Genomic DNA, 24748 nt, shown 5'->3' on the forward strand with positions numbered 1-24748 from the left:
GCCCTATGCGACGGCAGAGCCTTCGCAGAATTGTGCTGTTGTGACCACTCTGAAGTCGGCACCCTACGAAGACCCCTCTCCGTCCCGGCTTCGCCGGGCCACCTCTCCCCACTGCGTGGGGCGAGGAAGCGCGCGCCGCCTCCCGCATTGGCTTTTCCTTCGATTTCGGGCAAACCTCGTCGCCTGTAAACCGACATGGAGAAGCGTGATGTTCCGATGGGGTGTTCTGTCGACGGCGAAGATCGGCCGCGAGCAGCTTTTGCCGGCAATCGTGGATTCGGAGAACGGCGTCCTGTCGGCGATCGCCAGCCGCGACCTGCCGAAGGCCAAGGCGCTGGGCGAGCGTTTCGGCGCCCGCCATGCTTTCGGCTCCTATGAGGAACTGCTTGCCTCCCCGGACGTCGACGGCGTCTATATCCCGCTGCCGACCTCGCAGCATGTCGAATGGACGGCGAAGGCGATCGAGGCCGGGAAGCATGTGCTGGTGGAAAAACCGCTGGCGCTCGACGCCAAGGACATCCCGCCGCTGATCAAGCTGCGCGACCAGAAGAAGGTGCTGGTCTGCGAGGCCTTCATGGTCACCTACCATCCGCAATGGATCAAGGTGCGCGATCTCATTGCCAGCGGCGCCATCGGCCGGCTGCGGCACGTGCAGGGCGCCTTCTCCTACTACAATGTCGATCCCAACAACATGCGCAACAAGCTCGATCTCGGCGGCGGCGCGCTGCCCGATATCGGCGTCTATCCGACGGTGTCGACGCGATTCTCGACCGGCAAGGAGCCGATCCGCGTGCAGGCGACGATCGAGCGTGACAAGACCTTCGGCACCGACATCTATTCCTCGATCCGCGCCGATTTCGGCGACTTCGAATTGTCCTTCTATCTCTCGACGCAGATGGCGGCGCGACAGGTGATGGTGTTCCACGGCGAGAAAGGCTTCATCGAGGTCTTCGGCCCGTTCAATGCCGGGCTCTACGAGCACCACCGCATCGAGCTGCACAACCAGAACCACACCGAAGCGCAGGTGTTCCGCTTCCCCGGCACGCAGCAGTACCGGCTGGAATGCGAGGCCTTCGTGCGCGCCGCCCAGGGCGGCAAGGACCGCGTCTTCACGCTGGAGGAATCGGTGCTCAACCAGAAGGTCATCGACGCCATCTTCCGCGCCGGCGACAAGGACGGCTGGGAAACCGTCTGAACGCGATTATTCTCCGGCTAATAGGAGGAACAATGGCTGACGCGGACGTGATCATTGTCGGCGCGGGGCTGGCGGGCCTCGTCGCCACGGCCGAGCTGGCTGAGGCCGGCAAGAAAATCATCATCGTCGATCAGGAGCCGGAGCAGTCGCTGGGCGGCCAGGCCTTCTGGTCGTTCGGCGGACTGTTCCTGGTCGATTCGCCGGAGCAGCGGCGCATGCGCATCCGCGACTCGCACGACCTCGCGCTCGAGGACTGGATGGGTACCGCCGCCTTCGACAGGCCGGAGGATTTCTGGCCGCGCAAATGGGCCGAGGCCTATGTCGGCTTCGCCGCCGGCGAGAAGCGCTCCTGGCTGATCGAGCGCGGCCTGAAATTCTTCCCCGTCGTCGGCTGGGCGGAACGCGGCGGCGGCAATGCCGTCGGCCACGGCAATTCGGTACCGCGCTTCCACGTCACCTGGGGCACCGGCCCCGGCGTGCTCGAACCATTCGTCCTGCGCGTTCGCGAAGCGCAGAAGCGCGGGCTCGTACAGTTCAGGTTCCGTCACCGGGTCAACGAGATCATCCGCACCGGCGATACCGTCACCGGCGTGCGCGGCGACATGCTCGAGCCAAGCAGCGTCGAACGTGGCCGCAAGAGTTCGCGCGCGGTCGTCAGCGATTTCGAGCTCCATGCGCAGGCGGTGATCGTCGCTTCCGGCGGCATCGGCGGCAATCACGAGCTGGTGCGCAAGAATTGGCCCGAGCGCCTCGGCGCGCCGCCCAAGCGCATGATCACCGGCGTGCCGGACCATGTCGACGGCCGCATGCTGGCGATCACCGAGGCCGCGGGCGGAAGGATCATCAACCGCGACCGCATGTGGCACTATGTCGAGGGCATCAAGAACTGGGCGCCGATCTGGTCCGAGCATGCGATCCGCATCTTGCCCGGCCCCTCCTCGCTCTGGCTCGACGCACGCGGCAAAAGGCTGCCGGTGCCGCTCTATCCGGGCTTCGATACGCTGGCCACGCTCAGCCACATCATGAGCACCGGCTTCGACTATTCCTGGTTCATCCTGACCAGGAAGATCATCCAGAAGGAGTTCGCGCTGTCGGGCTCCGAGCAGAACCCGGACCTCACCGGCAAAAGCTGGCGGCAGGTGCTGGGTCGCGCCACGTCGGGCATTCCCAGCCCGGTGAAAGCCTTCATGGAAAAAGGCGAGGATTTCATCGTCGAGGCCGATCTTTCAAAGCTGGTGGCGCGCATGAATGCGCTGGCCGGCGGCGAGCCGCTGCTGGACCTCGCCCAGGTCGAGCGCGAGATTCGCGCCCGCGACAGGCAGCTCGACAACCCGTTCTCCAAGGATGCGCAGATCACGGCGCTGCGCGGCGCGCGCGCCTATTTCGGCGACAGGCTGATCCGTACGGCGAGGCCGCACAAGATGCTCGATCCGGCAAACGGTCCGCTGATAGCGGTGCGCCTCAATATCCTCACCCGCAAGACGCTGGGCGGACTTGAGACCGACCTCGACAGCCGCGTGCTCGATGCCGCCGGACAGCCGGTGCCGGGGCTCTACGCAGTCGGCGAGGTAGCCGGCTTCGGCGGCGGCGGCCTGCATGGCTATGCGGCGCTGGAAGGCACCTTCCTCGGCAGTTGCATCTTTTCGGGGCGCAGCGCCGGACGGGCGGCCGCGGCCACAATTGCGTGAACGGTGGGTGTGAGGGCGCTTCATCGTTTCACGGAAACGGCGAAGCGCCCTATGTTTTTGTTTAACGCAATTCCACACGAAACCAGCTCCCACTTTTCCCGGCATTGCTCTCGTGAACGAACTCCAATCGCAATGAGAACGACATGCGCATTATCGTCTATGGCATCGGCGCGATCGGCGGCGCCATCGCGGCCCAGCTGAGTTTTTCCGGCCACACGGTCCTCGGCATCGCCCGCGGCAGGCAGCTTGATGCCATCCGCGCTTCGGGACTGTCGCTTTCCACTCCGCAAGGCACCAGGACCGCGCGCTTTCCTGTCCATGCCGACCCGTCGGAGATTTCCTTCGAGCCGGGCGATGTCGTGCTGCTGACGATGAAAACGCCGGATACGCTGGGCGCGCTGCAACGGCTCAACGCCGCCGGCCTGGCGGCGCAACCCGTATTCTGCTTCCAGAACGGCGTCGCCAACGAGCCGCTTGCCTTGCGTTTCTTCGCCAATGTCTACGGCGCGACAGTCATGCTGCCGGCCGATTACGACACGCCCGGCGAGGTCGCGGCCTATTTCGCGCCCAAGATCGGCGCCTTCGACATCGGCCGCTATCCTTCCGGAACCGACGACGCGGTCGAGAAACTGTGCGGGGTCCTGAGCACGTCCGGCTTCATCGTCGAGGCCAGGGACAATGTGATGGACAGCAAATACCGCAAGCTGCTGGCCAATCTTCGTAACATCATCGACGCGGCGCTTGGCGACACCGAGCTTCAGCGGAAATGGCATGCCAGGGCGCTCGCCGAGGCCGAGGCGGTGCTGACCGCCGCCGGAATCGCGTGGGACAAGACCGACGCCATGGCCCGCGAGCAACTGACCATCACCGCCATTCCCGGCCGAACGCGCGTCGGGTCGTCGACGCTGCAGAGCATCGTGCGCGGGACGGGCTCCCTCGAAACCGACTTCCTCAATGGCGAGATCGTGCTGCTCGGGCGGCTGCACGGCATCGCGACGCCCGTCAACGCAGCCTTGTGCAGACTGTCGATCGAGCTGGCCAGCGGCCGGATGCGGCCGCAATCCGCCGGCGACGACACGATCGCCTCCATGATCGGCGCGCCCGGCGGAACCGGCTGATCGCCGGAGGCGATCAAAAGATAGAGCCCGGCCCGAGAATCCTTTCGAGCCCATGGAACGTCTTCCTCATGCAGACCCGCAAACAGGAGACGACCATGACCTATAATCTCATCCGCTACGGCGTGAAGGACGCCAGCATCGCCGAGAACCGGGCGCTGGTGGAAAAGGTGTTCGAGGCCTTGAACGAAGCGCAGCCTCGATCGGTGCGCTATCTGGTGCTCGAACTGGAGAATGGCGAGTTCGTCCACCTCGTGGGCTACGACAAGGACAGCTCGGCGCTGACCGAGCTCGACGCCTTCAAGGCGTTCGGCGCCGAACACGCCGGGCGGCGCTCGACGCCGCTGGTGAGGTCGCCGGCGAAGATCATCGGCAATTATCGTATGCTGGCCCAGGTCGATGAGGCTGTGCCCGCCTGACCTTGGCGTCGACGAGGCGAGAAAGAGGACGATGAGCTTGGCAGCGTTCGACCGCGCGGAACTTGAAGCCATGCTCGTCGGCCTGCGCCCGAAACTGCACCGCTATGTCGCGCGCATGGCGGGCTCCGCCATCGAGGGCGAGGACATCGTGCAGGAGGCGGTGGTCAAGGCGCTCGCCGCCCATGATGGCGGTGCTCTCGTCGAACGCCCCGAGCGGTGGCTGCTCCGCATCGCCCACAATGCGGCGCAGGATCATCTGCGCCGCCGCCAGCGGGAGCGCTCCCGCGTCACCGAGGCCGACATGACCACGATCGAGGATCTCTCGGCCAATGCCGAGGCGAGGCTCGCGGCGGCGGCAAGCCTGCGCAGCTTCATGCAGCTTACGCTGGCGCAGCGCAGCGCCGTGATCCTCGTCGACGTGCTTGGCCTCACCTTGCATGAGACCTGCGAGGTGACGGGCGCGACGCTTGCCGCCACCAAGGCGGCGCTGCACCGCGGCCGGGTGGAATTGAGGGCGCTGGCTTCAGCGCCGGCAGATGTCGCGATGCCGAAACTCGAACCGGAAGAAGAGCGCCGGCTGCGCCGCTACATCGACCTGTTCAACGCGCGCGATTTCGACGGGGTCAGGGCGCTGATCGCCGAGGACGTCCAGGTCGACGTCGTCAACCGCACCCGCCTCAACGGCAAGAAGGAAGCCTCGACCTATTTCGGCAATTACGACCGCCTCGGCGACTGGACACTGTCGCTCGGCTTCGTCGATGGCCTGCCGGCGATCCTCATCCGCAACCCGCAGGCGGACGATGCCGTGCGCGGCTTCGTGCTTGTCCATTGGCGCGGCGATGAGGTCGTGCGCATCCGCGATTTCCGCCATGCGCCCTACTGCCTCGAGAATGCCCAGATTCGTCCCGTCGCGGTTTGATCGTCGCATGAGGCGCCGCCGCTCCATCAAATCATCGTGAAGTCGCACGATCGTCACGGATCGGCCATCAGCGCAGCAGCATAGGCCTGCTCGAAGTCGGCCAGTCCCCGGTCCCATACGCGCCACGGCACGATCATTTCACCGTCCGCGAAGAAGGTGCCTGGCCGGCCGTCATTAGTTTTTTGTCATTTCACCAATCACATAGTGCGGGCGGATAGGAGCCCGCGAGGTTCTCTGATGTCTCTCACCGAAGCCACCAAGCCCGCCAAGCAGGATTCCCGCAAGGCCAAAGCAGCCACCGCGGCGCCGCCGCGCGAGCAGATCCTGATCGGCCCCGATTTCATCCAGAAAGGCGGGCCGCATGAGCGGCTCGACCGGTTCTTCGCCGATCTGGCGAGCCGCTTCGATGCAGCGCCGGCGGTCATCTCCGGCGGTCGGCCCTGGTCGTATCGCGAGCTGAACAGCCGCGCCAACCAGTTCGCGCATCTGTTGATCGAGCGCGGCGTCAAGCCTGGCGACAGGATCGGCCTTTTGCTCGACCGCTCCGCCGAAACCTACATCGCGGTGCTTGCCGTGATGAAGGCCGGGGCGGCATTCGTGCCTTTGGCCACCGCGTTTCCCGAAGACCGCATGGTGATGATCATCGAGGACGCCAACGTCACGATGGTGATCAGCGTTTCCGGTTATGCGGCGCGCGTGGCGCGCCTGCCCGTTCCGCATATCTCGATCGACTCGGCGGAGTCCGAAATTGCGCTCCAGCCGGAAACGGATCCCTTGCCGGACGGCGCCCAGGATCAAACCTGCTACATCCTCTACACGTCGGGCACCACGGGCAAGCCCAAGGGCGTCGTCATCACCCATCAGAGTTTTTGCAACTTCATCCGTGTTGCGGCGGCGTCCTATGGCTACCAGCCGGGCGACCGCGTCTATCAAGGCATGACCATTGCCTTCGACTTCTCTTCGGAGGAGATCTGGGTGCCGTTCGCCGCGGGCGCGACCGTCGTGCCGGCGCCCGGCCAGCAGCCGTTGGTGGGCGAGGAACTGGCCAGTTTCCTGCGCGAGCACAACATCACCTGCATGGCCTGCAGCCCGACGCTGCTGTCGTCGATCGAGAGCGACGCGCCAAGCCTGCGCGCAATCCTTGTCGGCGGCGAGGCCTGCTCTCACAAGCTCGTGGTGCGGTGGGCGAAGCCTGGCCGCCAGATCCTGAATACCTATGGCCCGACGGAGGCGACCGTCACCGCCACCATGGCCTTGCTCACGCCCGACGAACCGGTGACGATCGGCAGGCCGCTGCCCACCTATTCGATCGCCATCCTCGATCCGAAAAAGCCACAGGTGCTGAGCGGTGACGCGCTGGGCGAGATCTGCATCGGCGGCATGGGCGTCGCTGTCGGCTATCTCAATCGGCCGGAACTCAACGATGAGAAATTCATCCATGATTTCATCGGCCTGCCGAACAACCCAGGCGGCCGTATCTATCGGACGGGAGACCTTGGCCGGATCAACGACAAGGGCGAGATCGAATACCACGGACGCATCGACACGCAGGTCAAGATCCGCGGCTATCGCATCGAGCTGGGCGAGATCGAGGCCGTGCTTTTGGATCAGCCGGGCATCGCGCAGGCGGCGGTCACGACCTGGGAGATCGAACCCGAGCGCACGGAGCTGGTTGGCTATTACGCACCCAAAAGCGGCGGCGAGGGTGTGGACCGCACCGCTCTCGTGCAGGAGCTGAAGCGACGGCTGCCCGATTACATGGTTCCAGCCTATCTCGAGCAGTTGCCCGCGATCCCGATGACCGTTTCCAACAAGGTCGACCTGAGGAAGCTGCCAAAGCCGACGAGCGCGCGCGTCGCCGCCGGCCATGCGATGATCGACCCGCGCAACGAGGACGAGACGTTCCTCGTGGAGACGCTGGCGGACGTGTTGAAATTCGAGGACATCTCCATCGAAGACCACTTCTTCGACGACCTCGGCGCGAACTCGCTGCTGATGGCGCGGTTCTGCGCGCGCATCCGCTCGCGCAAGGCCTGGTCGACGACTTCGATGCGCGACATCTACCTGCACCCGACGGTAGCGAAGCTCGCCGAGCATCTGCGGGAACCCCAGATGGCCGCGGTTGCCGCGCGCGAGCCGATGCTGACGCACAGGGCCTCCAATCTTGCCATCTGGGCAACAGGATTCGGCCAGCTGCTGTTCTACGCGGTCTACAGCTATGTGGCGTTGTGGACGATCAATGACGGCCTCAATTGGGTCTATGACGCCCTGGACGACCCGGTGTCGCTCTATCTGCGTTGCGTTCTTCTGTCCGCCTGCGTGTTCTTTGGATTGAGCGGCTTCGCCGTCGCCGCCAAATGGCTGCTGGTCGGCCGCTGGAAGGCCGAGACCTTTCCGATCTGGGGCTGGCGTTACTATCGATTCTGGATCGTCAAGACACTCGTCCGCAGCGCTCCGGTCGTGCTGTTCCGCGGCAGTCCGCTCTATAGCCTCTATCTGCGCCTGCTCGGCGCGCGGCTCGGCAATCGCACCGTCGTCGAGTGCAGGGCCGTTCCGGTCTGCACCGATCTGATCGCCATCGGCGACAACTCGATCCTGCGCAAGGACTCGACGATCCTCGGGTTCCGCGCGCAGGCGGGCTATATCCATACCGGGCCGGTCAATATCGGCAACAACGCCTTTGTCGGCGTCGGATCGACACTCGACATCGATACGCGCATGGGCGACGGCACCCAGCTTGGCCACGCTTCGTCGCTGCATCGCGGACAGGCCATTCCGGCCGGACAGCACTGGCACGGCTCGCCTGCGATCCCGACCGAGGCGGATTACTGCAACGTGCCCAACGTCCCGTTGTCGCGGGTGCGCCGGGTCATCTACGAGGCGATCCAGCTCTTCATCCTTTTTGCCATCGTCACGCCGTTCCCGCTTCTGTTCCACAGCTACTGGGAAAATGTCGGCGACGACTATGATGAGACCATCGGCATCGTGGCGATCGGCACCACGGTCACGGTGGTGGGCTTCATCATCGGCGGGGTGCTGCTGGCGGCCATCGTGCCGCGGCTGTTCAACCTCGTGCTCAAGCCCGGCCGGAACTATTCGCTCTACGGCTTCCACTACTGGCTGCAAACGATGCTGGAGCTGGTCAGCAATGTGCGGCTGCTGAACGTGCTGTTCGGCGACAGTTCCGCCGTCGTCTATTATCTGCGCGCCATCGGCTGGAAGCTGAACGAGGTGGATCAGACCGGATCGAATTTCGGCACCAACCAGCGGCACGAAAACCCGCAGCTGAGCGAGATCGGCTCGCACACGATGGTGTCGGACGGTCTGTTCATGGTGAACATGCAGAAGTCGGCCAACTCCTTCCGGCTCGAGCATACGCGGGTCGGCGAACGCAACTTCTTCGGCAACAACATCATCTATTCACCGGATTCCCGCGTCGGCGACAATTGCCTGCTCGGGACCAAGGTTCACGTGCCGGTGGACGGCCCCATGCGCGAGAATGTCGGGCTTCTGGGCTCGCCGCCCTTCGAAATTCCGCGCATGGTCAATCGCGACAAGGAGCTTCTCGGATTGATCTCCGACAAGGAGCGCAGCCGCCGCCTGCCGCTGAAGAACCTACACAACCTCGTCACTGCGCTGATGTTCGTGGCCGCGCAGTGGCTGATCCTGTTCCTGACGCTCGCAATCTGGGACCGCGCGCTCAACTACTATACCGAGTGGGGGCAGACGGCACTGTTCGTGGCGGTGATGCTGACCACGGCGATCGGCATCCCGTTCTATATCTTCCTCGAGCGGGCCAGCCTCGGGTTCCGCCGTCTGAAGCCCAGGATGGCGACGATCTACGACCCGGTCTTCTGGCGGCACGAGCGTCACTGGAAGCTGTCCGACTCGCCGATCATGGGCCTGTTCACCGGCACGCCGTTCCGGCCGCTGATCCTGCGCATGCTGGGCGTGAAGGTGGGGCTGCGCCTCTATGACGGCGGCTGCATCATCACCGAGCGGTCGCTGGTGGAGATCGGCGACGACGTGACGCTCAACGAAGGCTGCGTGATCCAGCCGCACTCGCTGGAGGAAGGCGCATTCAAGTCCGACTTCATCCGCATCGGCAATGGCTGCACACTGGCGCCGTCCGCTTTCGTTCATTACGCGGTGGTGATGGGCGAGGGATCGGTGGCCGACGTCGACTGCTTCGTCATGAAGGGCGAGGTGCTGGAGCCGAACACGGTCTGGCGCGGCAACCCGGCGAAGCTCTATGGCGTGGTGACGCCGATCGACGCCCGCGCGATGGAAGTCGGGCACGCCCCGTGACGCGTCGCGCCGGCACCATCGACCGGCCGGTTGCCCTGGAGCCTGTCGGCAAGGGCAACCGGGCGGCGATACTGGCGCTCGAACTGTTGCCGGAGCAGCAGGAGTACGTCGCCTCCAACGCCGAATCGCTGGCGGAGGCCAAGCAGGATGACGAGGCGATCGTCCGCGCCGTCGTCTGCGCCGGGCGCGTGGTCGGATTCCTCATGTACAGCGCGCCTCAAGACGATGACGAAGCGATCATCTATCGCTTCATGATCGACCGCCGCGAGCAAGGCAGGGGCCTCGGCCGCGCCGCCGTCGCCAAGGCGCTGGAAGAGATCGCGAAGCTCGGCCACATCCGCCGCGTTGCGATCTGCTATGAACCGGAGAACGAAGCGGCGCGCCGGCTTTACGCCGGCTTCGGTTTCGTCGAGCAAGGACTGGACGAAGACCACGAGATGATCGCCGTGCTCGAACTGGGCGGGTAGAGCGTTGAACACCCGGCCGCAAGGGGCGTCAGCAAGCATCGAACGCGCTATCGAGCAGGCATTGGCCGGGCTCGCGCCACCTGGCCTCATCGTCGGCTGCCGTCTCATCGAGGCCGGCGACGAGCAATATATCCTGCCCGCGGAAAGCGCTTCCATGGCGACACGCGAACCCGGCGCGCGCGCCGCCACTGGGGCAGGCCGCCACATCGCGCATGAATTGCTGCGGCGTCTGGGATGCGCGGACCCAGCGATATTGCGCGGCCGATCGGGAAGCCCGATCTGGCCGGCTGGCATTGTCGGCTCGATCGCGCATGACGACACGATGGCCGTGGCAGTCGTCGCGCGATCCGGCGCGCTGCGAAGCGTCGGCGTCGACATCGAGCCCGCCTTGCCATTGCCCGACGACCTGCGGGCCGTGGTTGCAGCACCGGAGGATCGCTTGGGCGATCTCGATCCAAAGCTGGGCGGCCGCATCCTGTTCGCGGTCAAGGAGGCGGCCTATAAGGCATCGTTCCCGCTCGACGGTCGCGTGCTGGGTTTCGAGGACATCGCGGTCGATGTCGAAAAGGGTGAAGCAATCACTTCGCCGGGCCGTCGCCTGGCCGTCCGTTTTGCCACCTTCCCATGCATCCTGGCGCTGGCTTACGCAGCCGTGGAGCGCTGAGAAGCCCTTCCAGCATCGCCGCGCCCTAAACACATCGGCTGGATAGGCCAGGTACGCGGTATCTGGTCAGGTCTTCTGCGCCTTTCAACCCGCTATCGCGCCATCAACATAGATGTTTGAAACATCAATCCTTGACGCTAGAACATTTTAATGTAGGCTACAGCACCGACACCTCATATCTCAGAACTGAACGAGAGAGTCGTCGGTGATAACCGCACCGCAATTGCGCGCCGCAAGATCGCTGCTCGGCATCGATCAGCGCCGGCTTGCCGAATTGTCCGGCCTGTCGGTGCCGACGATCCAGCGCATGGAAGCCAGCGGCTCGATCATCCGGGGCAATGTCGATTCGCTGATGAAGCTGATCGCGGCGCTCGAGATCTCCGGCATCGAACTGATCGGGGAAGGCGCGGCGAGCCCAGGCGGCGGACGCGGGGTGCGGCTGAAGAGCGGTTTCGATTCCGCCAAGGCGCCCGAACCCGATGGCGGCCAGGTCGAATCGGGCGGGAGCCAGCCGTGAATTCGACCGTCGCCCTTCTGCTGTGCGGTCCTGCCGCGTTTTTGGCGACGACCATAATGGCCGCGGGCGCCAGCCGGCTCGCCGCCGCGACGCGACTGGTCTATGGCGCGACGCTTGTCATTTCAGCCGTGCTGCTCGCGACTGCTGCCGGCCATCTCGCCGGCAACCCCGGCGAGGCCTCCGCCACCTTGCCGCTCGGCCTGCCCTGGACCGGCGCCCGGTTCCGGCTCGACGGCCTGTCGGCGTTCTTTCTCGTCGTCGTCAATTTGGGCGGCACGATCACCAGCCTCTACGGCCTCGGCTACGGCCGGCATGAATCCCTGCCGCATCGGGTGCTGCCATTCTATCCCGCCTTCCTCGCCGGCATGAACCTCGTGGTGCTGGCCAACGACGCTTTCAGCTTCCTGTTGTCCTGGGAATTCATGTCGCTCGCCTCCTGGGCGCTGGTCATGGCGCATCACCGCGACGAGGCCAATCGGCGGGCCGGCTACATCTACCTGGTGATGGCAAGCTTTGGCACGATGGCGCTGCTGCTTGCCTTCGGTCTGCTGGCCGGGCCGGCGGGAACCTATGCGTTCGACGCGATGCGGACGGCGCATCCCGGCCCGTTCGCCGCCGGCGCGGTGCTGGTTCTCATGCTGCTCGGCGCCGGCTCCAAGGCCGGCCTCGTGCCGCTGCATGCCTGGCTGCCGCTTGCCCATCCGGCGGCACCCAGCCACGTCTCGGCGCTGATGAGCGGCATCATGACGAAGGTCGCCATCTATGGCTTCGTCCGCGTGGTGTTCGACCTGCTTGGCGAGCCGGCATGGTGGTCCGGCGTGGCGGTGCTTCTCATCGGCGGCGTGACGGCGGTGCTGGGCATCCTGCACGCGCTGATGGAAAAGGACCTGAAGCGGCTGCTCGCCTACTCCACCATCGAGAATATCGGCGTCATCTTCGCCAGCCTCGGCCTTGCGCTGGCCTTCAAGGCAAACGGCATGCCGTCGGCGGCCGCGCTGGCCTTCACCGCGGCGCTCTTCCACGTGCTGAACCATTCCTTCTTCAAGAGCCTGCTGTTCTTCGGCGCCGGCGCCGTGCTGACAGCAACCGGCGAACGCGACATGGAGAAGCTGGGCGGCCTCATCCACCGCCTGCCGGTGACCAGCTTCGTCTTCCTCATTGGCTGCGTCTCGATCTCGGCGCTGCCGCCCTTCAACGGCTTTGCCTCCGAATGGCTGGTCTTCCAGGCCATATTGCGCAGCCCCGAGTTGCCGCAATGGGGGCTGAAGGTCATCGTGCCCGCGGTCGGCGGCATGCTGGCGCTGTCGGCGGCCTTGGCCGCGGCCTGCTTCGTCAAGGCATTCGGCATCACCTTCCTCGGCCGGGCTCGGTCGGCGGCGGTGGAACGCGCGCACGAAGTCGATCGCTGGTCGCTGGCTGCGATGGCCGTGCTTGCCGCCTTCTGCCTGCTCGCCGGCATCCTGCCAGGCTTCGTCATCGACAGCCTGTCGACGGTGACGCTTCCGCTCGTCGGCGAGCGCATGCCGGTTCAGATGGCGCAGCCCTGGCTGTCAATCGTGCCGATCGCCGAAAGCCGCAGCTCCTATAACGGCCTGCTGGTCTTCGTCTTCATCACCATCTCGGCGTCGCTCGCGGCCTTCTTCATCCACCGCTTCGCTTCGCACGCGCTGCGCCGGGACATTGCGTGGGGGTGCGGCTTCCCGGACGCGGTGCCGGCTGGGCAGTACACGGCCGTCAGCTTCGCGCAGCCCATTCGCCGCGTGTTCGGCGGCTTCGCGTTCCGCTCTCGCGAGACGGTGGACATGCCGGCGCCCGGCGCGCTGGAGCCGGCGCGACTCAAGGTGGAGATGCACGATGTAGCCTGGGAGATTTTCTACCAGCCGATCACCGGCGCGATCGATTTCGCCACCGAGCGGCTGAACCACCTGCAGTTCCTGACCATCCGCCGCTATTTGACGCTGGTCTTCCTCTACCTCGTCATCCTGCTTCTGGTGCTCGCGCTATGGCCATGATCTCGCAGCTGGCCGTGCAGGGCGCGCAGATGCTCGCGGTGCTTTTGCTGGCGCCGCTGCTGATCGGCTTCGTGCGCAAGGTGAAGGCAAGGCTGGTCAGGCGGCAGGGGCCTTCCCTGATCCAGCCCTATCGCGACCTCGTCAGGCTGATGCGCAAGGAGGTCGTGCTGGCGGACAATGCGTCCTGGCTGTTCCGGGTAACGCCCTATCTGATCTTCGCGGCCACCTGGGTCGCGGCCGCGCTCGTCCCGACCTTCGCCACTGGCCTCGAATTCAGCTGGACCGCCGACCTCATCGTCATCGTGGCGCTGCTCGGCAGCGCGCGCTTCTTCCAGGCGCTGGCCGGGATGGATGTCGGCACCAGCTTCGGCGGCCTTGGCGCCAGCCGCGAGGTGATGATCGCGTCGCTGGCCGAACCGGCGATGCTGCTCACCGTGTTCAGCCTGGCGCTGCTTGCCGGCGCCACGCAGCTCTCGACGGTCGCCGCCTTCATGGGCTCTCCGCAAGTCGGACTGCGGGTGTCGCTCGGCATGTCGCTGATTGCGCTGGTGATGGTGGCTATCGCCGAGAATGCGCGCATACCGGTCGACAATCCGGCCACGCATCTGGAGCTCACCATGGTGCATGAGGCGATGATCCTGGAATATTCCGGCCGCCATCTGGCGATGATCGAGCTCGCCACCTTCCTCAAGCTGCTGCTCTATATGTCGCTGATCTCCTGCGTCTTCCTGCCCTGGGGGCTGGACAGCGGGGGGACCGGGCCGAAATCGCTGGCCATCGGCGTCGCCACCTATCTCTGCAAGCTCACGGTGCTCGCCATTTTGCTTGCCGTGTTCGAGACGGCGGTCGCCAAAATGCGTGTCTTCCGCGTGCCGGACTTTCTGGGCGCCGCGCTGATGCTGGCGCTGCTCGGCACGCTGTTGCTGTTCGTCTCGCGGAGCCTGTGATGAACGGTCTCACCTTCGACATCGCCCATCTGCTCGCCGGCAGCCTGGTGCTGATCTCCTTCATGATGCTCTACCAGGACCGGCTGTTCGCGCTGATCAATGTCTTTGCGCTGCATGCCGTCGTGCTGGCGCTTTCAGTGGCCTGGCAGGCTTACATCCAGGACGCGCATCATCTCTACATCACGGCGGCAATCGCGTTGGTCTTCAAGGCGATCGTCATTCCGGTCGGGCTGCATCGCATCATCCAGCGGCTCGGCATCCACCGCGATATCGAGACTGCGGTCGGCATCGGCCCGACAATGCTCGCCGGCATCGGGCTGGTGACGCTCTCCATGGTGCTGATGCTGCGGGTGACACCGGAGGCCGATCCGCTCGCCCGCGAGGACCTCGCCTTCGCGCTGTCGATCATCCTGCTGGGGCTGCTGGTGATGGTCACCAGGCGCAACGCCGTCAGCCAGGTCGTCGGCTTCATGTCGCTGGAGAACGGCCTGGTGCTGGCCGCCACCGGCGCCAAGGGCATGCCGCTGGTCGTCGAGATCAGCGTCGCCTTCTCGATCCTGATCGCCTTCATCGTCATCGGCGTCTTCCTGTTCCGCATCCGGGAACGGTTCGATTCGGTCGATATCGGCGCGCTCGACGACTACCGGGGAGAACGCCGGTGAGCGGGTTTTCCTTCGACGCCGTGGCCGCGATCCTTTTCGTCCCGGCGGGTGCCGCGGCCATCCTGGCGGCAATGCCGAACTACCGCATGACGGCGACCGTCAATGTCATTGCGAGCCTGCTCACCTTGCTCGCGGCGCTGTCGCTGTTCGTCACCGACCGGCCGGCGCCGGGACAATATCTGCTGGTCGACGACCTCAACATCGTCTTCATCGTGCTCAACACATTCGTCGGCTTCACCACCAGCGTGTTCAGCGCGTCCTACATCGCGCATGAGCTGGAAACCGGCCGGCTGACGGCGCCGAACCTGCGCTTCTACCACGCGATGTACCAGATCATGATGTTCGGCATGAACCTCGCCTTCGTGTCGAACAATATCGGCCTGATGTGGGTCGCGGTGGAGCTCGCCACGCTGACCACCGTGCTGATGGTCGGCATCTACCGCACGCATGAGGCGCTGGAAGCGGCGTGGAAATATTTCATTCTCGGCAGCGTCGGCATCGCGCTCGCGCTGTTCGGAACGATCCTCGTCTACATGGCCGCGCAGCCGGTCGTCGGCGAAGGCACCAACGCCATGGTCTGGTCGGTGCTGATCGAAAAGGCGGCGCGTTTCGATCCAGCGCTGCTCAGCGTGGCCTTCATCTTCCTGCTGCTCGGCTACGGCACCAAGGTCGGCCTTGCCCCCTTGCATGCCTGGCTGCCCGACGCGCATGCCGAGGGCCCGACGCCGATCTCGGCGGTGCTGTCGGGCCTGCTGCTCAATGTTGCCCTCTATGCCGTGCTGCGCTTCAAGCTGTTGCTCGCAGCGAGCCCCCAGGCGATCGGGCCCGGGCCGCTGATGGTCACGATGGGACTGACCTCGCTGATCTTCGCGGCCTTCATGCTCTACCGCCGCCGCGACATCAAACGCCTGTTCGCCTATTCCTCGATCGAGCATATGGGCATCATCGTCTTTGCCTTCGGCATGGGCGGCCCGCTCGCCAATTTCGCCGGCCTGCTGCACATGGTCATGCACAGCCTGACCAAATCGGCGATCTTCTTCGCCGTCGGCCACATCGCGCAGGTCAAGGGCACGCAGAAGATTTCCGAGATCAGGGGGCTGACCGAAAGCCATCCCGGACTTGGCTGGGCGCTGGTGATTGGCGTCGTGGCCATCGCCGGCCTGCCGCCGCTCGGCATCTTCATGAGCGAATTTCTGGTCGTCAGCTCGACTTTCGCCAGGCATTCGTGGCTGGCGATCCCGCTGGTGTTGGGGCTGCTCATCGCCTTCGGCGCGCTGCTGCTGCGGCTGACCGGCGTCGCCTTCGGCGAGCCGCGCGGCGGCACGGCGCCGGTCGAGGCGTCCTATGTGCCGATGTATTCGCACCTCGCTTTGGTGTTTGCCGCCGGCATCTATCTGCCGGCGCCACTGGTGGCGTGGTTCCAGCACGTCGCCGGTATCCTGGGGTAGGCGCATGATCCGGAAAAACATGCCCGCGCTTGCCGATCTCATCGAGGCCGACCACCAGGTCGAACATCACGCGCCCTGGCGGCGCGCAGTCGTCGCCCCGAAGGCCTGGAACCTCGCCGTCGAGCAGCTCGCCGCCGGACGCTGGAGCCTGCTCGGCCTGTGGGGGGAGCCGGACAAAGTGCATATGGCGCTTCTCGACGAGACGCAGACCATCGGCGTGATCAGCCTGGATTGCCGTGGCGGCCGTTACCCGTCGGTCGGCCAGCTCCATCCACCGGCGCTCCGGCTGGAACGGGCCGCGGCGGATCTTTTCGGGCTGGCGCCGCAAGGCCTGCCCGACACCCGCCGCTGGCTCGACCATGGCCAGTGGGGCATCAGCCACCCGCTGGCAGCGCGGCCCGGCGGGCCGGCGGCCGCGTCGTCCTACCGGTTCTTGGCGGCCGAGGGCGAGAGCCTCCACCAGATTCCCGTCGGGCCGGTGCATGCCGGCATCATCGAGCCGGGGCATTTCCGCTTCACGGCAGGCGGCGAAACCGTGGTGCGGCTGGAGGAGCGGCTGGGCTATGTGCACAAGGGCATCGAAGGGTTGATGCAGGGCGCATCGATCGATCGTGCCGCGAAACTCGCGAGCCGGACTTCAGGCGACAGCACCGTCGCCTATTCGCTGGCCTTCGCCCGGGCTGTGGAGGCGGCGCTCGGCATCACGCCGCCGGCGCGCGCGATCTGGCTGCGGGCGCTGATGGCCGAATTTGAGCGCCTTGCCAACCATCTCGGCGACATCGGCGCCATCTGCAACGACGCCGCCTTCGCGATCATGCACGCGCATTGCGGCGTGCTGCGCGAACGCGTGTTGCGCGCCGCCGATGCCGCCTTCGGCCATCGCCTGATGCGCGACCGCATCCTGCCGGGCGGCACGGCAAGCGATCTGAACGAGGCGGGGGCGGATGCCATCCGGTCGCTGGTCGCGGAGATCAGGCGGCGCTTCCCGCATCTGGTCGAACTCTACGACAACACCGCCTCGCTGCAGGATCGCACGGTGGCGACCGGCCGGCTCAAGGTCGAGCTTGCCCGGCAATATGCCGCCGGCGGCTATGTGGGGCGCGCCTCGGGCCGCGATTTCGATGCTCGGCGCGCGCCGGGTTACGCGCCCTATGACGAGCTCGCCTTCGATGTACCGGTGCTGCAGGAGGGCGACGTCAACGCGCGCGTCTGGATCCGCGTGCGGGAGGTCGAGCAGAGCCTGTCGCTGATCGAGCAGATTCTCGGGCGGCTGCCCACCGGCCCGACCCTCGTCGACCTCGCTGCGCCAGAAGGGCCGCGCGAAGGCATGGCGCTGGTCGAGGGTTTTCGCGGCGACATCCTTGCCTGGCTGCGCATCGGCGAGGACGGCCTGATCGAGCGCTGCCACCTGCGCGACCCCTCATGGTTCCAGTGGCCGCTCTTGGAAGCGGCGATCGAAGGCAACATCGTCGCCGATTTCCCGCTCTGCAACAAATCGTTCAACTGCTCCTATTCCGGCCACGACCTGTAGAACCATGCGAAAACTGCTCTTCGAAAGCCTGATCCGCCCGCCCCTGACGGAACGCGCGCCGCAAGTCAGCAATGCCGCGGTCGACGAGCTGGCGCGCGCGCTTGACGGCATGGCTCGCAGGAAACTCGGCCGGAGCCTGTCGATCCGCGCGGTCGATGCCGGTTCCTGCAATGGCTGCGAGCTCGAGATGCACGCACTCAATAACGCCTTCTACGACATCGAGCGCTTCGGCTTCCGCTTTGTCGCCTCGCCGCGCCATGCCGACGTGCTGATGGTCACCGGGCCGGTCACCAAGAACATGCGCGAGGCGCTGAAGCGGACCTTTGAGGCGACGCCCAACCCGAAATGGGTGGTTGCACTGGGCGACTGCGCCAAGGACGGCGGCTGCTTCGCCGGCAGCTACGCCGTCGTCGGCGGCGTGTCGGACGTGGTGCCTGTCGACCTGCATATTCCAGGCTGCCCGCCGCGGCCGATCGAGATCCTCAAGGGATTGATCGCCCTGCTCGACGGCGCGAATGGGAAGGCCGGGAAGGCCGGCGCCGTCCAGGGCTGACTGCCGCAGTTTGCGGCCAACTCGGTCCTACCGGTCGACCACCAGCCGCAGCACCCTTAATGCCGGCGACAGCCGCACCTGCCTGCCCCAGTCGAAGGCGATGAAATCCTGCTCTATGCCGTCGGCGAAGATCACGCCGCCCTCGTTCATGCGCGAGGTGATGAAGAGCGGTTTCTCGGTGATCTTTCCCGCCCGCAGTTTCGTCGCGGTGGCGATGCTTGGGAAGGGCTCGCGCACCCAGAAGCCGACCGCATGTTCCTCGCGGCCGAGCGACAGCTCCAGATGCGTCGCTTCCATGATCGAGCGCGCCCAGCCGGTTGCGCCGGTGCCGGAGGCGACGATGAGGCCGCTGGAGGAATGGTCCTCCGCCTCGCCTTCCGCCTCGATCCGGTAGCGGGCCGACTGGTGGCTGCGATGGCCGACGAAAATCTCGTTGAGCGCAAGCAGCGTCTCGCCTTCGCCGAGCTCTGCCTGGACCATGGTGCGCGACTCCATGTCGACATCGCCCGCGGCGCTGGCGACAAGCAGCCTGGCCAGCCTGCCGGCGCCGATGCGCACCAGCACGCCGTCATAGAGGTCGGGCGCCGGATTGACGCCGAGCACTGGCTGGCCGTTGAGATATTTGGCGACATTGGCGACCAGCCCGTCCTGCCCGACGGCGACAATGACGTCGTCGGGCGCGAACAGGAAGCGGTTGAGGTCGGCGCGGCTCACCAGGGTCTGGCGCCAGTCGGCCGGCACCGAGGCGCGCGCCGTGCCCAGCACGGCGTGGAAACGGTCATGCCGGGCCTCGACGTCTTCCAGCCGCTGGCCTCGCGTCTCGAGAAAGAAGCGAGCCTGGCCACGCGTCGCGTGATGCGCGATCAGCAGCTCGTAGTCGGTCTCGCGCGTCACGAAGACCGCGCGGGGACGGTTCGCGGCCATGGCTCGCTCCTTACCGGCCTTCGATCACCGCCGGGCCCTTGCGGAATTCTCCAAGCACCGTGGCGAGCAGGTCGGGCGTGACGTTGACATGCTCGATCTTGTCCAGCTTGCCGGCGAGCTGCTGCGCGGCGAGGCCAAGCAGGATCGCGGGCGGCAGATCGCGGTAGATGGCAATATGCTGCCGTTCGGCTTCTGCCTTCGCGCCCTCGATGGCGCGGATCCGCTCGGCCTCGGCGCCGGCTTCGATCTGCTGCGCCTCGGCCGCGCCGGTCGCGCGGTTGCGGGCGTTCTCGGCCTCTTCGGCGATGAGCAGCTTCTCGCGCCGCGCCAGCTCGGTCTTGTTCGCCAGCTCGTTCTCGGCGATGGCACGCTCCTTCTCCACGGCAAGCGCCCGGCGCTGGAAGGTCGCCTCGTCGGCCTTCTGCTGCAGCGCCTCGAAGGTCGGCGTCTGCAGCGCCCGCTCGAGCTCGCTGGTCGGCGTCAAATTGGTGAGCCTGACCGCGACGGCGGCGACACCGATGTCGGTCAGCGCGGGATCGGCGGCGACCAGCGCCTGCAACCGCTCGCGCAACGGCGCCGGGCCGGCGTCGAGCAAAGCGCGCACCGGCGCCTGGCCGAGATATTGCTGCACGGCCTGGTTGGCGATGCCGGCGATGCGCGCCTGGATCTTCTCGATCGGCTCACCGCGCAGCTTGCCGGTCCTGAGATCGATGCTGAAGTCGACGCGTTCGGCGAGCCGCGCCGGATCGACCACATGCCAGCCGATCGTGCCCTGCACACCGACGGACTGGAAATCCTGGCTGCGGCCCTTGACGAATAAGGTCATCTCGCGATCGTCCATCGGCAGCTCGGCGATGCTGGCGGTCTCGGGCACAAACCAGAAGACCAGACCGCGGCCGCTCTGCATTTCGCGGCCGTTGCGGTAGCGGATGACGTGGCTGCTTGCCTCGCTGCGAAGCTGGGCGATGAAGCCGAAACTGCGGATGGTGGCCATGATGGTCTCTCCCTCAATCAGCCATGAGACGTTGGAAACGATAGAGCTCGGCCGGGCGGAAGGCGGCGCCCGATTCATAGGCGCCGGTCGCCATCAGCCAGCCCTTGTCGAGTTGGCGCCGGCGGAAGGCCGGCTTGTTGAGCGCAGTGCCCAGGATCGCCTCATGCACATCCTGCAGCTGCCGCAACGTGAAGAGTTCGGGCAGCAGCGCGAAGGCGACATCGGAATAGTCGAGCTTGCCGCGCAGCCTGAGCATCGCCGTCGCCAGGATATCGGCATGATCGAAAGCGAGCGTCAGTTTTTCGCCGCCCGGCGCGAGCATATCGACCGGCCCGCCGGTCTCTCCGGCCCAGGCCACATGGATCGCGGCCGGCAGCAGCGCCGGCTTCACGCCGAGCGCCGCATCGAAGGCCTGCTCGGTGAGCAGCGCCAGATAGGCGACGCTGATGATGCGCATGCGCGGATCGCGTTCCACCGCGCCGAATGTGTAGAGCTGCTCGAGATGCGCCTCGGCCATGCCGGCCTTTTCGCGCAGCACGCGCGCGGCGGCCGCGTCGAGGGATTCGTCGATGCCGACAAAGCCGCCGGGCAGCGCCCAGCGCCCCACATGCGGAAGCTGGTCGCGCTTGACCAGCAGCACGGCCGGCCGGCCGGCGCGGATACCGAGCAGCACAAGGTCGACCGCCACCGACGGCCGCTGGAAGGCGCTCGGGTCGTAGTCGTTGAGGAAATCGGTCTCGTTCATCGAACGCTCCATTAATATGCATGATACATATATCTGTCGTGAATATATGTCAATGATGAGTTTTGAGGTCGATGATGAGCGCCCTCTTGGCACTGGTGATGAGGCTTTCGTGCAGAGGACAGATGGCTTCCCGAGCGGGCCGAATAGTGCATTATCCGGGATATCGATCGCGCCAGACATTCCTTGCTTTCTACCGCAGTCGAGCCGCCAAGTGCCTCAGCAGGAGCAGTGCCATGCCCAGCCGCTGGACCATCCTTGCCGTTCTGTTCGTCGCCCGCGCCGCGATGGCGGTGCAATTCCAGAGTATCGCGGCCATTGCACCGGAATTGGGCAAGGCGCTCGATGCAAACCTCGCCGACATCGGCGTGCTCATTGGTCTGTACTTCGCCCCGGGCGTTGCGCTGGCGCTTCCCGGCGGCGCGATCGGCAGGCGCATCGGCGACAAGGCAAGCGTGCTCGCCGGCCTGGCGATGATGCTGGCCGGCGAGATGCTGCTTTTCACCTCGACCGCATGGAGCGTGCAGATCGCGGGACGGTTGATCTCCGGGGTCGGAGGCGTGCTGCTGAACGTGCTGATGACCAAGATGGTCGTCGACTGGTTTACGGGCCGGCGGATCGCCACGGCGATGGCGATCTTCATCAACTCTTGGCCGCTGGGCATCGCCCTCACGCTCGCCGGGCTGCCGCTGATAGGGGCGGAATTCGGCATAGCGGGCACGCAGATTGCCGTGATGGCGCTCATCGTCGCGGCGCTTGCGCTGGTGGGATTCCTCTACCAGCCACCCGGACCCGCCGCTCCGGCTTCAGCGGAAGGCTCGCGGCTTGCGAAGCCTGCTGTCTGGGCCGTGCTGCTGGCGGGTTTGATCTGGGCCTTCTACAATGTCGGCTTCGCCATGATCTTCAGTTTCGCGCCGTCGATGCTGGTCGAGCGCGGCTGGTCGACCGCCGCCGCCGGCTCGGCCGTCAGCATCGTGCTGTGGCTCGCGGCTCTTTCGGTTCCGCTCGGAGGCTACCTCGCGGATCAGAGCAGGAGCCGCAACGCCATGCTGGCGACAAGCTGTCTCGCTTTCGCTGCCTTGGTCCTCTTGCTATGGCGCGGTTCAGCGGTGCTGCCCACCATGGTTGTGCTCGGCCTGGTCTGCGGGCTGCCGGCCGGAGCGATCATGAGCCTGCCGGCGCGGGTGCTGGCGCCGGCGACCCGCGCGCTGGGAATGGGGCTCTTTTACACGGTCTACTACGCCACGATGCTGGTTGCGCCTTGGCTCGGCGGCAAGCTTGCGCTTTGGACGGGCAGCGCCGGCGCGGCGCTCGGCCTCGGCTCGGCGGCTCTTCTAACCTGCCCGATTCTTTTGTGGGGGTTCGAACGCCGGCTGCTCGTGCAGGCCCGAACGGCACCGCAGGCGGGCTGAGACCCTTACCAATTTTCCGCCGTCGAAGCGAGGATGGGCGCCGCCCGAAGACGCAAGCCTCGGCCCGATCAAGGCGCAGGGCTCATCGGGCGGAGGTCGGCGGCGGCGCCACGGATTGCGCCACGACCGGCGCGCAGCTGTCGCCGACCACCAGCGAGGGCTGGAAGACGACGTTGCGCGGTTCGGCAGGACCGCCACGCCTGATCTGATCGACGAGAAGCCGCACCGCCTCGTTGGTCATGTCGACAAGCGGATGCTCGGTGCGCGTCAAGCGCGGGCGCAAGCCTCCGATGCCAGGGATGGTATCGGTGGAAGCGATGGAGATGTCGCCCGGACAGCGCAGGCCGAGATCCGCGACTGCCCGCATCACGCCGAGCGCCATCAGACCGCTCGCGACATAGAGCGCCGTTGGCCGCGCCGGCTGTTCCAACAGGCTGCGCGCCACCGAATAGGCGGCATCCTCGCGGAACTCACCCGAGCGTATGTAGCGCGATTCAAGCGTCAGGCCTCGCGACCGCATGGCCGCCAGCATCCCGTCGAGGCGGCCCCGCCCGGTGGTGACATGCAGCGGGCCGGTGATCGTGCCCAGGCGGGTATGGCCGAGATCGAGCAGATATTCCGTCGCCTGCCGGCCGGCCGATATATTGTCGATCGTCACCGTGTCCGACCTGTCATCGGCGACGGTGCGGCCGAACAGCACGGTCGGGATCGGCTTGCCGTCGGGATCGTTCTGCAGGTGCTCCGTCGAATCGCCGACCGGGACCAGGATTACCCCGTCGCAGGAGAGTGTGCGCACGCGGGCGAGGATGCGACGCTCGAGCTCCGGCTTCTCGTCGCTGTTGAAGATCAGCAGCGAATATCCCCAGGCGGCGACCGCCGCTTCCGCCGCCCACACGACGCGCGAGAAGAAAGGATTGGCGAGGTCGGCGACGACCAGCGCGATCAACTGGCTGCGGCCGCGCTTCAGGTTCCGCGCGGCGAGCGAGGGCGCATAGTTGAGGTCGCGGACGGCGGACAGGACGCGGGCGCGCAATTCCGCGCTCACATAAGCGGAATCGTTGATCACCGCCGACACTGTCGCCGTCGATACCCCCGCCGCACGAGCAACGTCCTTGATGGTGGCCATAGCGAACCCAGCTAATCGATTAGTTGAGTTTTGAGCGCCAGAATGGCCTTTGTCTAGGCTAAATAACCGAAAATTTGCTTGATTGCCGTTGTTATCCGCATAATCTAGCGAAACGGTTCGGCGAGGTAGGCGCCGTACGCAAAGGGAGGAGATCATGAAGTGGATAGTCATTGGGGCCGCGTTGGCGGCCGCGGCCGCAGCGGTTCCCGCTCGGGCGGACACGCCGCTGGTCGGTATCGTCTCGATCTCGGCGACGGAGGCGAACAACGCCCGCTATATCGTCGGCGCCAAAGCCGCCGCCAAGGAGATCGGCTGGGACGTTTCCGTCATCGATGCGGCGGGCAGCGCCGACCAGGCGAATGCCGCGATCCAGAATTTCGCGCAGCGCGGCTCGGCGGCAATCGTCGATATGGTGTTTCCCTATTCCTCGATCGGGGCCGGGCTCCAGGCCGCCAAGTCGGCCAATATCCCGGTCGTGACCTGGGGCGGCGGGCTGGGAAGCTCGGTCGCCGCCACCAATGGGTCGGGCGGGCCGATGGTGGTGCCGGTCAATGAGCTGATGCTGAAAACCATGAGCGGCAAGGGCTCCATCCTGGCGCTGACCTATCACACAGGCGAGGTCTGCCGGAATCGCGAGGTCGAGCTCGACAAGGCGCTTGCGGCCAATCCCGACATCAAGGTCACGAAGAACGAGGTGCGCATCCCCGGCTATTTCGAGGATGGCGCGCAATATGCCAATGCCTGGCTGGCCTCGCATCCGGCAGGCCAGGAGAATCTCGCCATCTGGGGCTGCTGGGACGATCCGGCGATCGGCGCCATCGGCTCGCTCAGGGCGCAGGGCCGCGACGACGTCAAGGTCTATGGCGTCAACGGCAACGCGCAGGCGCTGGAGAACATAAAGAACGGCTTCATGACCGCGACCGCCTGGCAGGACAGCTATACAGAAGGCTACAATATGATCAAACTGCTGCCGGAGATCCGCAAGGCCGGCGCGGACTGGACGCCGAAGGCGGTGGAGGTGCCCGCGGTGCTCGTCACCAAGGACACTATCGACGACTTCACCGCCAAGCATCCGGACGCCATGAAATAGGAACCTCAACGCTTC

The 24748-nt window shown here is 65.7% G+C and carries 21 protein-coding genes; 17 read left to right on the top strand and 4 right to left on the bottom strand.

The features are described 5' to 3' along the window. The first annotated feature begins 208 nt into the window (after positions 1-208). From E5X34_RS14505 to E5X34_RS14575, 15 genes are all read left to right on the top strand, one after another. A complete protein-coding gene (locus tag E5X34_RS14505; protein WP_292565702.1) occupies positions 209-1195 on the top strand; it encodes a Gfo/Idh/MocA family oxidoreductase in 987 nt (328 codons plus the stop codon). 32 nt (positions 1196-1227) lie between these two features. Further along, positions 1228-2883 (top strand): FAD-binding dehydrogenase, encoded by a 1656-nt coding sequence (locus E5X34_RS14510; protein ID WP_292565705.1) that lies wholly within the window; start codon positions 1228-1230, stop codon positions 2881-2883. A gap of 143 nt (positions 2884-3026) precedes the next feature. Continuing rightward, positions 3027-4001 carry a 2-dehydropantoate 2-reductase N-terminal domain-containing protein gene (locus E5X34_RS14515; protein WP_292565708.1) on the top strand — a complete coding sequence of 325 codons (975 nt, stop codon included), beginning with the start codon at positions 3027-3029 and terminating at the stop codon, positions 3999-4001. Positions 4002-4096: 95 nt separating this feature from the next. Further along, the gene (locus E5X34_RS14520) at positions 4097-4417 is read left to right on the top strand and encodes a hypothetical protein (protein ID WP_292565711.1); all 321 of its coding nucleotides are present in this window, start codon (positions 4097-4099) and stop codon (positions 4415-4417) included. Positions 4418-4448: 31 nt separating this feature from the next. Continuing rightward, complete coding sequence (locus E5X34_RS14525) at positions 4449-5336, top strand: RNA polymerase sigma factor (RefSeq protein WP_292565713.1); 888 nt, start codon at positions 4449-4451, stop codon at positions 5334-5336. 237 nt (positions 5337-5573) lie between these two features. Next, positions 5574-9644 (top strand): Pls/PosA family non-ribosomal peptide synthetase, encoded by a 4071-nt coding sequence (locus tag E5X34_RS14530; RefSeq protein WP_292565717.1) that lies wholly within the window; start codon positions 5574-5576, stop codon positions 9642-9644. Further along, on the top strand, positions 9641-10111 hold the full coding sequence (locus tag E5X34_RS14535) for a GNAT family N-acetyltransferase (RefSeq protein ID WP_292565719.1): 471 nt from the start codon (positions 9641-9643) through the stop codon (positions 10109-10111). Before E5X34_RS14530 ends, E5X34_RS14535 begins: the two co-directional genes overlap by 4 nt. 4 nt (positions 10112-10115) lie before the next feature. Next, a complete protein-coding gene (locus tag E5X34_RS14540) occupies positions 10116-10775 on the top strand; it encodes a 4'-phosphopantetheinyl transferase superfamily protein (protein ID WP_292565722.1) in 660 nt (219 codons plus the stop codon). A 205-nt stretch (positions 10776-10980) separates the two neighbouring features. After that, a complete protein-coding gene (locus E5X34_RS14545; RefSeq protein ID WP_292565724.1) occupies positions 10981-11292 on the top strand; it encodes a helix-turn-helix transcriptional regulator in 312 nt (103 codons plus the stop codon). Continuing rightward, positions 11289-13304 carry a hydrogenase 4 subunit B gene (gene hyfB / locus E5X34_RS14550; protein ID WP_292565727.1) on the top strand — a complete coding sequence of 672 codons (2016 nt, stop codon included), beginning with the start codon at positions 11289-11291 and terminating at the stop codon, positions 13302-13304. Before E5X34_RS14545 ends, hyfB begins: the two co-directional genes overlap by 4 nt. Beyond that, positions 13295-14251, top strand: coding sequence for an NADH-quinone oxidoreductase subunit H (locus E5X34_RS14555; RefSeq protein ID WP_292565730.1), 957 nt, complete (start codon positions 13295-13297; stop codon positions 14249-14251). The genes hyfB and E5X34_RS14555 overlap by 10 nt, the downstream gene beginning before the upstream one ends. Then, on the top strand, positions 14251-14913 hold the full coding sequence (locus tag E5X34_RS14560) for a hydrogenase-4 component E (protein WP_095819077.1): 663 nt from the start codon (positions 14251-14253) through the stop codon (positions 14911-14913). The genes E5X34_RS14555 and E5X34_RS14560 overlap by 1 nt, the downstream gene beginning before the upstream one ends. Next, positions 14910-16361 carry a hydrogenase 4 subunit F gene (locus E5X34_RS14565; RefSeq protein WP_292565732.1) on the top strand — a complete coding sequence of 484 codons (1452 nt, stop codon included), beginning with the start codon at positions 14910-14912 and terminating at the stop codon, positions 16359-16361. Before E5X34_RS14560 ends, E5X34_RS14565 begins: the two co-directional genes overlap by 4 nt. 19 nt (positions 16362-16380) lie before the next feature. Further along, the gene (locus tag E5X34_RS14570; RefSeq protein ID WP_292565965.1) at positions 16381-17892 is read left to right on the top strand and encodes an NADH-quinone oxidoreductase subunit C; all 1512 of its coding nucleotides are present in this window, start codon (positions 16381-16383) and stop codon (positions 17890-17892) included. 4 nt (positions 17893-17896) lie between these two features. Then, a complete protein-coding gene (locus E5X34_RS14575; RefSeq protein WP_292565735.1) occupies positions 17897-18445 on the top strand; it encodes an NADH-quinone oxidoreductase subunit B family protein in 549 nt (182 codons plus the stop codon). Between the two features lie 27 nt (positions 18446-18472). Here the strand turns inward: E5X34_RS14575 and E5X34_RS14580 are convergent, their stop codons facing one another. Genes E5X34_RS14580 through E5X34_RS14590 form a run of 3 tightly spaced genes read right to left on the bottom strand, consistent with a single transcriptional unit; the run spans position 18473 to position 21108 of the window. After that, positions 18473-19369: a hypothetical protein gene (locus E5X34_RS14580; protein ID WP_292565737.1), complete on the bottom strand. Its 897-nt coding sequence runs from the start codon at positions 19367-19369 to the stop codon at positions 18473-18475. Positions 19370-19379: 10 nt separating this feature from the next. Further along, on the bottom strand, positions 19380-20363 hold the full coding sequence (locus E5X34_RS14585) for an SPFH domain-containing protein (RefSeq protein WP_292565740.1): 984 nt from the start codon (positions 20361-20363) through the stop codon (positions 19380-19382). A gap of 13 nt (positions 20364-20376) precedes the next feature. Then, a complete protein-coding gene (locus tag E5X34_RS14590) occupies positions 20377-21108 on the bottom strand; it encodes an NUDIX domain-containing protein (protein WP_292565743.1) in 732 nt (243 codons plus the stop codon). A gap of 233 nt (positions 21109-21341) precedes the next feature. Here E5X34_RS14590 and E5X34_RS14595 point away from each other — a divergent pair, with 233 nt between their 5' ends. Beyond that, a complete protein-coding gene (locus E5X34_RS14595; RefSeq protein ID WP_292565747.1) occupies positions 21342-22517 on the top strand; it encodes an MFS transporter in 1176 nt (391 codons plus the stop codon). An 82-nt stretch (positions 22518-22599) separates the two neighbouring features. Here the strand turns inward: E5X34_RS14595 and E5X34_RS14600 are convergent, their stop codons facing one another. Beyond that, positions 22600-23643: a LacI family DNA-binding transcriptional regulator gene (locus E5X34_RS14600; RefSeq protein ID WP_292565750.1), complete on the bottom strand. Its 1044-nt coding sequence runs from the start codon at positions 23641-23643 to the stop codon at positions 22600-22602. Positions 23644-23797: 154 nt separating this feature from the next. Here E5X34_RS14600 and E5X34_RS14605 point away from each other — a divergent pair, with 154 nt between their 5' ends. Continuing rightward, positions 23798-24733: a sugar ABC transporter substrate-binding protein gene (locus E5X34_RS14605; RefSeq protein ID WP_292565753.1), complete on the top strand. Its 936-nt coding sequence runs from the start codon at positions 23798-23800 to the stop codon at positions 24731-24733. Positions 24734-24748 lie beyond the last annotated feature (15 nt).

It is taken from the genome of Mesorhizobium sp., assembly GCF_004963255.1.
Lineage (GTDB): Bacteria > Pseudomonadota > Alphaproteobacteria > Rhizobiales > Rhizobiaceae > Mesorhizobium.

Excerpts from the sequence above, each read along its gene's own strand:
- E5X34_RS14505 (WP_292565702.1), top strand. The coding sequence starts at position 209 with ATGTTCCGATGGGGTGTTCTGTCGACGGCGAAGATCGGCCGCGAGCAG.
- E5X34_RS14510 (WP_292565705.1), top strand. The coding sequence starts at position 1,228 with ATGGCTGACGCGGACGTGATCATTGTCGGCGCGGGGCTGGCGGGCCTC.
- E5X34_RS14515 (WP_292565708.1), top strand. The coding sequence starts at position 3,027 with ATGCGCATTATCGTCTATGGCATCGGCGCGATCGGCGGCGCCATCGCG.
- E5X34_RS14520 (WP_292565711.1), top strand. The coding sequence starts at position 4,097 with ATGACCTATAATCTCATCCGCTACGGCGTGAAGGACGCCAGCATCGCC.
- E5X34_RS14525 (WP_292565713.1), top strand. The coding sequence starts at position 4,449 with ATGAGCTTGGCAGCGTTCGACCGCGCGGAACTTGAAGCCATGCTCGTC.
- E5X34_RS14530 (WP_292565717.1), top strand. The coding sequence starts at position 5,574 with ATGTCTCTCACCGAAGCCACCAAGCCCGCCAAGCAGGATTCCCGCAAG.
- E5X34_RS14555 (WP_292565730.1), top strand. The coding sequence starts at position 13,295 with ATGGCCATGATCTCGCAGCTGGCCGTGCAGGGCGCGCAGATGCTCGCG.
- E5X34_RS14560 (WP_095819077.1), top strand. The coding sequence starts at position 14,251 with ATGAACGGTCTCACCTTCGACATCGCCCATCTGCTCGCCGGCAGCCTG.
- E5X34_RS14570 (WP_292565965.1), top strand. The coding sequence starts at position 16,381 with ATGCCCGCGCTTGCCGATCTCATCGAGGCCGACCACCAGGTCGAACAT.
- E5X34_RS14575 (WP_292565735.1), top strand. The coding sequence starts at position 17,897 with ATGCGAAAACTGCTCTTCGAAAGCCTGATCCGCCCGCCCCTGACGGAA.
- E5X34_RS14580 (WP_292565737.1), bottom strand. The coding sequence starts at position 19,369 with ATGGCCGCGAACCGTCCCCGCGCGGTCTTCGTGACGCGCGAGACCGAC.
- E5X34_RS14585 (WP_292565740.1), bottom strand. The coding sequence starts at position 20,363 with ATGGCCACCATCCGCAGTTTCGGCTTCATCGCCCAGCTTCGCAGCGAG.
- E5X34_RS14590 (WP_292565743.1), bottom strand. The coding sequence starts at position 21,108 with ATGAACGAGACCGATTTCCTCAACGACTACGACCCGAGCGCCTTCCAG.
- E5X34_RS14595 (WP_292565747.1), top strand. The coding sequence starts at position 21,342 with ATGCCCAGCCGCTGGACCATCCTTGCCGTTCTGTTCGTCGCCCGCGCC.
- E5X34_RS14600 (WP_292565750.1), bottom strand. The coding sequence starts at position 23,643 with ATGGCCACCATCAAGGACGTTGCTCGTGCGGCGGGGGTATCGACGGCG.
- E5X34_RS14605 (WP_292565753.1), top strand. The coding sequence starts at position 23,798 with ATGAAGTGGATAGTCATTGGGGCCGCGTTGGCGGCCGCGGCCGCAGCG.